Source organism: Micromonospora sp. RTGN7 (assembly GCF_033804645.1).
In the GTDB taxonomy this organism is placed as follows: domain Bacteria; phylum Actinomycetota; class Actinomycetes; order Mycobacteriales; family Micromonosporaceae; genus Micromonospora.
This window is the reverse complement of the sequence record NZ_JAPZLF010000030.1, coordinates 35,002-43,124: the sequence shown is the minus strand read 5'-3', so window position 1 is coordinate 43,124 and position 8,123 is coordinate 35,002. Positions and strand designations below refer to the sequence as shown.

Sequence of the window (8,123 nt, the reverse complement as noted above, 5' to 3'; positions counted from 1 at the left end):
ATCGTGGGAGATTGCAAAGATTGAATACGCCTACCAGCGGAAAAGGGCCTTCACGCGATCTTTCTCCGGCTCCCGCCAGTACGCCGTAGGCCGCACCACCACCCGATCAACCACCGTGCGTAGCGCCCGTTTCCGTTCCGCGTTCGTCATCTTTGGCCAAAGGACGAGCAGCGTGGACACCGCCGCCGCTTCGACGTCCGGGTCCGGGATGTCCACGACGGGGCCGAGTCGTGCCAGCTCCCCACTCAGCGCCGTCTCGCTGGCACGCAGTTCGGCGAGGGACTGCCGGTACACCTCGTCGGAGATCTCCTCCAGCGCGTTGCGGGTCGTCACCCGCACCATGCCCGCCCTGACTGTCTGCAGCTGCCGCTCCAGGCGGTCCCGGTCGCCTCGGGTCGCGGTGATCCGAGCCATCCGCGCGGCTCGCTGACCGGCGTCGGTACATAGCCGTGCCGCGTACTCCGCCACCTGCCGCAGGGTCTCCGCCTCGACAAGAGCGAGCAGGGGCCGGCCGATCCCCGGGCATGCCTCCTGGCCCTTGATGTCGCTGCGCTGGCGGATGCACATCAGCCGGTCGCCCTGGCGCTGTACCGAGTGGCCTCTCGGGCACTCGGTGATCCCAACCATCGGCCATGTGTGCTGCAGCACCCGGGGCGCGGTGCCGGCCTCCTCTGTGAGTCGATCCTGGACACGCTGCCAGGTGTCGGCGTCGACGAGCGGATCATGCTCGCCCGGGTAGACCTGATCTCCGGCGACGACCTGCCCGAGGTAGCTGGGGTTTCGGAGCATCTTCTTCACGTTCGCGCTGACCATCGTGGCACCTCGGGCCGCCGCGAGGTATGCGGTGACCTCGCCGATCGGCTCACCGGCGGCGTAGCGTCGGAACGCTTCGGCGATGGCTGGGCCAACGACAGGGTCAGGGACGAGCCGCTTTTCGCGTTTGACGTAGCCGAGCGGCCGGCCGTGATGCTTGCCCGTTTCGGCCCTCCGGGCGATGGCGTTGGACCAGCTGCGGCCGATCTCCCGCGCCCGGTACTGGGCAACGTTGAGCAGGTTGATGAGCATCATTTCGCCGGCCGGGCTGGAGGTGTCGATCTGCTCGCAGGCGGAGATGATGCGGACGCCAGACTGGGACAGCTCGCGCAGGATCAGCAGCGACTCCAGGACGTCACGGCCGAAGCGGGAGACGTCGTAGACGGCGATGGCGTCGAGCTGTCCGGTGCGGGCGAGCGCCCGGACGCGGTCGATGCCCTCGCGGCTGAAGTGGGTGCCAGAAACGTCGATGTCGTCGATGACGGCGACCTCGGTCATGCCCGTGGTGGCGCGGCGCATCGCGGAGGTCTGCACGTCCGGTGAGTGGAAGTCGTCGCCGCCACGGCCCATGAGGGCGCTGACCCGGATGTAGAGGACGACGCGGGTGGGGCGGTCGGGTACGGCGGCGAGACGGCGACGGGGCGGCATCAGCTGGCGGCGCGGCCTTCCCCGCGTTCGGCCTGGTCGGCGAGGTCGGCCAGGTATTTCAGGGTGCCCCGGATGGCTGTGCGCTCGGCGTCGCTGATGCCGGGTGTCTTCAGTCGGCGGATGATGGTCCGCAGGTCTTCGTCGAAGTCTTCCTCGATGGCGCCCGAGTTGCTGGCAGCCCGAAGGGCGTTTCCGGTGTCGTCGCCGAGGGCCTCGGCGATGGCCTGGACACTGGCCATGTTCGCCCCGCCCTTGCCGGAGATCCACTTGAAGATCGTGGCCCGGTGGATCTTCGATTCGCGGGCCAGTTTGGCGACGCTCCAGCCCGGGCGGTCGGTCATCCGGCGCAGGTACTCCGACCAGCTCTCCCGCAGCTCCCTACCGTCGCCCATGGGTACACGGTAGGCCGACGCATACGGATCTTGGTTGTTCGGTGGGCGTCGCTGTTTCGCGGCGCTAATCAGCAGGCCACCGCGCCTCCTGATCAGTCGCTGTCCGGCGACGTTTTGTATCTGGGCCATCGTGCAAACCTCCTCGTGTGTCGTGTCGACGCGACGATACGGCAGGCGTCGCCCGGCTGACTAGCCCTCGGCCAGATGGGTGCGCCCGTCGCCATATGGCGTCATCCTCTTGCGTCGCGGTATGGCGACGGTCTACGGTGCTGACATGCAAGCGACGCACAAGCGCGACGCTTCTACCCCTCAAAGCGACGCGAAAATTCGTCTCCGACTTGAGGTGTACGACGCGCTCGCGGTCACCCGGAACGTCCGGCGAGTCGTGGCCCAGGCCCGGCTCCACGGGATCGGAAGGCAGCACATGTTCAACATCCGGAGCGGCCGGCACCTGCCGAGCCTCCCGCTGGCCATGCGGATGGCCTCCGACATGGGAACCACCGTCGACGCCCTCTTCGAGAAGGTCGCGGAGCGATGACGCACCCGCCCAGCGCGCCTATTACCCCGCCGCCGCCATCCGGGCCTCGCGCCCCGCGTATCACGCCCCTCGACCCGGACAGCGAGGCCGGCCGGCAGGCCGCCGAGGCCATGTCTCAGGTCCTCGCCGAGATCCAGGTCGCCATCTGGCGGCGCAAGGCCGCTGCCAGGCAGCAGACCGCCGCCTAACCCCTCGCCCCACCCCGACCGAAAGGACTCGCGTGACCGACATCGTCCGCATCCCGTTCCACGGCACCGACCTGCTCGCCGTCGAGATCGACGGCCGGCCGCACGTCGTGCTCCGCGCCGCCTTCGAGGCCATCGGCCTCGACGCCGACCGGCAGATCGCCAAGGTCAAGAGTCAGCCGTGGGCCTCCACTGCTGTTACGGCAGTGCAGGTCCCGGGCGACGACCAGACCCGCAACGTCGTCACCGCCGACGTCCGCACCTTCCTCATGGCCCTCGCGACCATCCCCGCGTCCCGCGTCGCCGAGCACGCCCGGCCCCTCCTGATCGCCTACCAGGCGGAGGTGGCCGACGTCATCGAGGCGTACTGGACCCGGGGCGGCGTCATCAACCCGCGCGCCACCGGCGACCAGCTCGACGCCATCATCGGCCACGCCGAGCGGCAGATGCGCGTGCTGCGCCTCGCCGACGGCCTCGTGGACCGGCGGTGGCTGGAGGTCAAGACCCGCCACACGGTGGCCCGCGCCCTCGGCGAAGAGCCCGAGGTGCCGACCGAGATGCGTCCGCTCACGACCGGTGAGTACCTGGAGGAGCGCGGCGTCACCGGCTCCGACCTGCGGTCCATCGGTTCGGTGTTCGGCAAGCGCCTGAAGGCGGCGTTCGTCACCGCGCACGGCGAGGACCCGCCGGCGGTGGAGCGGTTCATCGGCGGCACCACCCGCCGGGTCGCCGGCTACACCGAGGCGGACCGGCCGCTGTTCGACCAGGTCTGGGAGGCCTGGTACGCGGCGGACTACGACCCGCCGATGGCGCTGATGTCCGCATGAGCGCCAAGCCGTCCACGCCGGCCCCGATCCAGCCGGGCCGCCCGGGCCAGTCCGGGCCGAACGCCCCGAAGCCCACCCCCCGCACCGCCGCCTGAGCCCTGTCCGGGCCGCCCGGCCCGCGACACAGATCAGCGCCCCGCATCCCTGCCAGGACACCGCGGAGCGCCAGACCCCAGGGAGTATCCCATGAACCACCCGACCGCCACCCCGACCCCGACGCCCGACCTGCTCGAGGCCGTCCGCGCGGTGATCGCCGCCGGGCACCTGGACGCCAGCGCCGGCGTCGGCGTCGACGTCGAGCTGATCCAGGGCCAGGCGTACGCGTCGCTGGCCGCCGCGTACGAGGCGCACCAGGCCAGCGCGGCTGCCCCGGCCGTCGGCGACGTCGGCCGTTGCCCCCGGTGCGGCCAGCAGACCCGCTCCTACTCGCGTGGCTGTTCCTACTGCGGCTACGGCACCCCGACCACCCAGGCTGTCGACCAGCTCCTGGACGCCATCCGCCTGATGACCGTCCGCTACGGCGAGGCCACCCACGCCTACGCCTACGCGGTCGACGCCTCCCGCGACGTGCGCATGCGCCACCACCGGGCGACCAACCGCCGCTTCCTGGCGCTCCAGCGCCTCGCCGTCGCCCTGACCGCGTACGGGGCGGTCACCGGCACGTCCGTCGTCATCGAGGACGAGGTGACGAGCGCATGACCGTCTCCGACTGGTCCCGGCGGTACGAGGCCAACGCGAAGGTTCCGTACCTGCCGACCGACGACTACGACTTCGACCACGCGCTTTCCGAGCTGTGCATCGCGGTCGAAGAGATCGACGAGAGGGCCGCGGTCTCCAGCGTCCTGCGGATCCTGCGACAGCGCCGGGGCCTGGCCGCGGAGGTCCTGCACAAGCACGAGCCGACCTGCCGAAGCTGCGGCGGCAACAAGCAGTGCGTGGGCTGCGACGACATCCGCCCGAAGGCGGAACAACTGGCCCCGGGCTGGCAGTTCTTCTCCCGGCTGGGCCGGTGGGAAACCGTCGAGCGAATCGAGCAGGCCAACGAGTACGCGCCGATGCGGGTGTGGACCGACAAGACCGGCCCCGACTACTCGTGGTCCATCCCGGGCTGGCGTCAGCTCGACGCGGTCGCCCCGCCTAGGCGCCCGCACGGCACCCCCGAGATCCGCATTTGCGAGTACCGCTACGACCGCGCCGCGCCGATGTACGCGGTGGTCACCCTCGACACGGTCTACCACGCCGAGAACAAGGATCCCGTGGCAGAGGCCCACTACAGCCGCGAGGGCGGGTGGACGGTGCGCCACCGGCCCGACGGTGGCGGCGACGTCGTCGTCATCAACTGTGGCCCGAGCAAGGCCAAGGCCCGCACCGCGCTGCGCGCGGCCGCCCGCCAGCACGCCAAGGCCCTCGGCGTGAAGGTCACCTTGGAGCCCGCCGGCGGCACCCGGTGACCGCCCCCGACCTGCCCCCGGTGCGCCCGCTCGGGCCCATCCCCGGCACCACGGGCGGCCCCACCTTCTTCCCGGCGACCGCACCACTCATCCCCCTCATCACGGCGGAGACCATGCCCCACCCGTTCACCCTCGCCGACGACCCCGACTTCCCGCGCGGCACCGACCCGGCGCTGCTCGGCGGGTACGTCGAGATCACCCCCGAGAGCGTCGGCCTCGCAGACGACCCGGTCGCGCACGCCCTCTGGGCGCTGGGCCGGCTCACCCCCGACCAGCTCGCCGAGACCCTCGCCTACTACCAGCCGGCGCTCGCCGGCGGGATGCGGTGGGCCGCGTGACCACCGCCGAGCGGTACCTCACCGTCGCCCTGGCCGTCGCCGTCGTCGTCGCGATCGCCGCGGTGGCCCTGGGCCGGATGGACGCACTCGACGCCGACCAGCTCGCCGGCGAGCGCGACGACCTCCGCCGGGACCTCACGGCCGCCCGCCGCGAGCTGCTCGACGCCCATCGCCGTGAGGGGCCGCTCCGGGCGGAGCTGTCCGCGCTGCGGCGGGCCGACACCGCCCAGGCCGCCCTCACCCCCGACGCCGACCTGCTGCCGGCGCTGGACATCCACACCCTCCGCCAGGTCTGGGCGTGCTCGCCCGCCGACTTCAACACCCCCGGAGACGCCCGATGACCGCCACGTACCGCGAGCTGCTGGCCGTTCGCCGGCCCAACGCGGACCACCGCGACCTCCCCACGGCCATCCTGCCCACCGCGATCCGCCGGCCGACCACGGCCCCGACCCCGACCCGCCCGGCCGGCTACACCGGCGAGCACCGCCGGGGCACCCGGTGAGCCCCCGCCAGGTGATCGCCGCCATCACCCGCCGCAGCCCCGGCAGCGGGCCGGAGCCCGACCCCATCGAGCAGTGGGTCGACGGCCTCCGCACCACCACGCCGGCCGGGGCGCTCGCCGACCTCGCCACCACCGCCCCCGTCGACCCGGACGCCGTCCTGGCCGCCACCCGGAAGGAGCAGGCATGACCGCCCCCGCCATCACCCGGACCACCCGCTACCCCGACACCCCCGACCGCAGCTGGCGACTCGACGGCAACTGCGCCACCAGCAGCATCAACATGCACCCCGACGACGGCGACCACACCGGCGAGCAGGCCGCAAAGAAGGTCTGCGCCAGCTGCCCCGTCGCCGCCCACTGCCTCGCCGAGTCCATCGCCCTACGTGACTGGCACGGCATCCGCGCCGCCCTCACCGGACCCGAACGCCGCAACCTCGCCAGCCAACGGCAGGCCCGGCGGTGCGCCCGCTGCCACGACCTGTTCGTGCCGCGGCTGACCACTCAGATCCGCTGCCGGCCCTGCGCCCGCACCAACGACACCCGCTCCCGCCGGAGGAACCGCCGATGACCGCCCCCCGCGCCCTGTGCCGCAAGTGCGGCACCCGGCTCGACCCCGCCGCAGCGGCCGGCCACGACGGCACCCCCGCCGTCTACGACCGGCACCCCGGGTGCGAGCCCGCCGGGCGGCCGCTCCGACTCATCAAGGGAGGACGACGGTGACCACCACCGAGGTGCTCGTCATCACCGAGCCCGGCATCTACCCGGACATGACCGACGCGACGTACCACGCCGACCCGGTGCCCGCCGGCAGCCTCTCGTCGTCCGGCGCCCGCAAGCTCCTCACCACCTGCCCCGCCCGATACGACTACGACCGGCGCCACCCGCCGGCACCCAGCAAGGCGTTCGACGTCGGCCACGCCGCCCACCAGATGATCCTCGGCACCGGGCCGCACCTCGAGGTCGTACCCGGCGACCGGTGGGACACCAAGGCCGCCAAGGCGACAGTCGCCGAGATCCGGGAGGCCGGCGGTGTCCCGCTCAAGCAGGCCGAACACGACGCCGTCCAGGCGATGGCCGACGCCGTCCACGCCCACCCCCTCGCCAACGCCCTGCTCTCCGACGGCCAGCCCGAGCAGTCCCTGTTCTGGCCGGACGACCGAACCGGCATCTGGCGGCGGGCCCGCCCGGACTTCCTCCGCGGCGACGCGATCGTCGACCTCAAAACCTGCGAGTCCGCCGACGAAGAGCACATCCGCAAGGCCATCGGCCGCTACGGCTACCACGCCCAGGGCGACTTCTACCGCGAGGCCGTCCGGGCGCTCCTCGGCCAGGACCTGCCCTTCCTGTTCGTGTTCGTCGAGAAGTCGCCCCCGCACCTGATCCACGTCGTGCAACTCGACGCCGACGCCCTCGCCGCCGGCCGGTGGGTCAACGACCAGGCGCTCGACGTGTTCGCCGAGTGCACCCGGACCGGCGACTGGCCCGGCTACCCGGCCGACATCACCACCATCTCGCTGCCCCCGTGGGCCACCCGCACCGAGGAGTTCACCCGATGACCGACATCGCCGTCCGCAACGACCAGCACCTCACCATCCCCACCGGACACCAGCCCGGCACCGCCCAGCTCGCCCAGTGGGCGCAGGCCGCCGACGCCGCATACCGGCTCGCCGAGACCCTCTGCAACACCCAGTTCGTACCTGCCGCGTACAAGGGCAAGCCGCAGGAGGGCTGCGCCGCGATCCTCGCCGGCGCCGAGGTCGGCCTCAGCCCGCTGGCCTCGCTGCGGGCGTTCGACAACATCCAGGGCACCCCCGCCCCCAAGGCCATCACGTTGCGGGCCATCGCCCAAGGCCTCGGCCACGACATCCGCATCGACGAGTCCACCCCGGAGCGGGCCGTCGTGTCCGGCCGCCGCCGCGGCGACCCCGACTGGCAGACGTCCACCTGGGACCTGGAGCGGGCCCGGCAGATGCAGCTCCTCGGCAAGGACCAGTGGAAGCGCCAGCCCGCCGCGATGCTCATCGCCCGGGCCACCTCCGAGGTGTGCCGGTGGATCGCCTCCGACGCGATCATGGGCATGCCCTACACCGCCGAGGAAATCCGCGACCAGGGCGTCACCGTCGAGGCCCGGCCCGCGCCGCGGATCGTGTCCGCCGCCGACTTCCTCCCCGCCGCCGAGCCCGCGCCCGCGATCGAGGCCAGCGACGACACCATCGCCCCCTGGGAGCCCGGCGAGCGCGACGGGCTGATCACCGCAGCGGACATCCTCGCCGAGATCACCGACGCCGCCACCCAGGACCGCCTCGACGAGATCAAGGCCCTCTGCCTCGACCGCGGCATCCGCGACCCGCAGGTCACCGCCGCCTGGCGGGCCCGCTCCGAGCAGATCGCCCAGGCCGCCTGACGGCCCGCCCCGCCCGGATGAGGCC

At 72.3% G+C, this 8,123-nt stretch carries 14 protein-coding genes; 12 read left to right on the top strand and 2 right to left on the bottom strand.

Going from position 1 to position 8,123, the window contains the following annotated elements; all coding sequences use genetic code 11:
* Positions 1 to 30: 30 nt before the first annotated feature.
* Both SNR22_RS27830 and SNR22_RS27825 read right to left on the bottom strand, forming a co-directional pair.
* On the bottom strand, positions 31 to 1,461 hold the full coding sequence (locus SNR22_RS27830; RefSeq protein ID WP_320069641.1) for a recombinase family protein: 1,431 nt from the start codon (positions 1,459 to 1,461) through the stop codon (positions 31 to 33).
* Positions 1,461 to 1,853, bottom strand: a complete 393-nt coding sequence (locus SNR22_RS27825; RefSeq protein WP_320069640.1) for a helix-turn-helix transcriptional regulator — start codon at positions 1,851 to 1,853, stop codon at positions 1,461 to 1,463. Before SNR22_RS27825 ends, SNR22_RS27830 begins: the two co-directional genes overlap by 1 nt.
* A 534-nt stretch (positions 1,854 to 2,387) precedes the next feature.
* On the opposite strand from SNR22_RS27825, the gene SNR22_RS27820 reads away from it, so the two are divergent.
* The 12 genes from SNR22_RS27820 to SNR22_RS27765 all read left to right on the top strand — a co-directional run bounded on the left by SNR22_RS27820 (position 2,388) and on the right by SNR22_RS27765 (position 8,098).
* A complete protein-coding gene (locus SNR22_RS27820) occupies positions 2,388 to 2,579 on the top strand; it encodes a hypothetical protein (RefSeq protein WP_320069639.1) in 192 nt (63 codons plus the stop codon).
* Between the two features lie 32 nt (positions 2,580 to 2,611).
* Complete coding sequence (locus tag SNR22_RS27815) at positions 2,612 to 3,403, top strand: phage antirepressor N-terminal domain-containing protein (RefSeq protein WP_320069638.1); 792 nt, start codon at positions 2,612 to 2,614, stop codon at positions 3,401 to 3,403.
* Between the two features lie 186 nt (positions 3,404 to 3,589).
* The gene (locus SNR22_RS27810) at positions 3,590 to 4,102 is read left to right on the top strand and encodes a hypothetical protein (RefSeq protein ID WP_320069637.1); all 513 of its coding nucleotides are present in this window, start codon (positions 3,590 to 3,592) and stop codon (positions 4,100 to 4,102) included.
* Positions 4,099 to 4,854 (top strand): hypothetical protein, encoded by a 756-nt coding sequence (locus SNR22_RS27805; protein WP_320069636.1) that lies wholly within the window; start codon positions 4,099 to 4,101, stop codon positions 4,852 to 4,854. Before SNR22_RS27810 ends, SNR22_RS27805 begins: the two co-directional genes overlap by 4 nt.
* Positions 4,851 to 5,192 carry a hypothetical protein gene (locus SNR22_RS27800; RefSeq protein ID WP_320069635.1) on the top strand — a complete coding sequence of 114 codons (342 nt, stop codon included), beginning with the start codon at positions 4,851 to 4,853 and terminating at the stop codon, positions 5,190 to 5,192. Before SNR22_RS27805 ends, SNR22_RS27800 begins: the two co-directional genes overlap by 4 nt.
* On the top strand, positions 5,189 to 5,533 hold the full coding sequence (locus SNR22_RS27795) for a hypothetical protein (protein ID WP_320069634.1): 345 nt from the start codon (positions 5,189 to 5,191) through the stop codon (positions 5,531 to 5,533). Before SNR22_RS27800 ends, SNR22_RS27795 begins: the two co-directional genes overlap by 4 nt.
* Positions 5,530 to 5,694, top strand: coding sequence for a hypothetical protein (locus tag SNR22_RS27790; RefSeq protein WP_320069633.1), 165 nt, complete (start codon positions 5,530 to 5,532; stop codon positions 5,692 to 5,694). The genes SNR22_RS27795 and SNR22_RS27790 overlap by 4 nt, the downstream gene beginning before the upstream one ends.
* Entirely contained in the window at positions 5,691 to 5,882 is a 192-nt protein-coding gene (locus SNR22_RS27785) for a hypothetical protein (protein WP_320069632.1), read from the top strand. Before SNR22_RS27790 ends, SNR22_RS27785 begins: the two co-directional genes overlap by 4 nt.
* Positions 5,879 to 6,262, top strand: a complete 384-nt coding sequence (locus SNR22_RS27780; protein ID WP_320069631.1) for a WhiB family transcriptional regulator — start codon at positions 5,879 to 5,881, stop codon at positions 6,260 to 6,262. The genes SNR22_RS27785 and SNR22_RS27780 overlap by 4 nt, the downstream gene beginning before the upstream one ends.
* Positions 6,259 to 6,414: a hypothetical protein gene (locus SNR22_RS27775; protein WP_320069630.1), complete on the top strand. Its 156-nt coding sequence runs from the start codon at positions 6,259 to 6,261 to the stop codon at positions 6,412 to 6,414. Before SNR22_RS27780 ends, SNR22_RS27775 begins: the two co-directional genes overlap by 4 nt.
* The gene (locus tag SNR22_RS27770) at positions 6,411 to 7,250 is read left to right on the top strand and encodes a PD-(D/E)XK nuclease-like domain-containing protein (protein WP_320069629.1); all 840 of its coding nucleotides are present in this window, start codon (positions 6,411 to 6,413) and stop codon (positions 7,248 to 7,250) included. The genes SNR22_RS27775 and SNR22_RS27770 overlap by 4 nt, the downstream gene beginning before the upstream one ends.
* A complete protein-coding gene (locus SNR22_RS27765; RefSeq protein ID WP_320069628.1) occupies positions 7,247 to 8,098 on the top strand; it encodes a hypothetical protein in 852 nt (283 codons plus the stop codon). The genes SNR22_RS27770 and SNR22_RS27765 overlap by 4 nt, the downstream gene beginning before the upstream one ends.
* Positions 8,099 to 8,123 lie beyond the last annotated feature (25 nt).

Coding starts and splice junctions, on each gene's coding strand:
- SNR22_RS27830 (WP_320069641.1), bottom strand. CDS start 1,461: ATGCCGCCCCGTCGCCGTCTCGCCGCCGTACCCGACCGCCCCACCCGC.
- SNR22_RS27825 (WP_320069640.1), bottom strand. CDS start 1,853: ATGGGCGACGGTAGGGAGCTGCGGGAGAGCTGGTCGGAGTACCTGCGC.
- SNR22_RS27820 (WP_320069639.1), top strand. CDS start 2,388: ATGACGCACCCGCCCAGCGCGCCTATTACCCCGCCGCCGCCATCCGGG.
- SNR22_RS27810 (WP_320069637.1), top strand. CDS start 3,590: ATGAACCACCCGACCGCCACCCCGACCCCGACGCCCGACCTGCTCGAG.
- SNR22_RS27805 (WP_320069636.1), top strand. CDS start 4,099: ATGACCGTCTCCGACTGGTCCCGGCGGTACGAGGCCAACGCGAAGGTT.
- SNR22_RS27790 (WP_320069633.1), top strand. CDS start 5,530: ATGACCGCCACGTACCGCGAGCTGCTGGCCGTTCGCCGGCCCAACGCG.
- SNR22_RS27780 (WP_320069631.1), top strand. CDS start 5,879: ATGACCGCCCCCGCCATCACCCGGACCACCCGCTACCCCGACACCCCC.
- SNR22_RS27775 (WP_320069630.1), top strand. CDS start 6,259: ATGACCGCCCCCCGCGCCCTGTGCCGCAAGTGCGGCACCCGGCTCGAC.
- SNR22_RS27765 (WP_320069628.1), top strand. CDS start 7,247: ATGACCGACATCGCCGTCCGCAACGACCAGCACCTCACCATCCCCACC.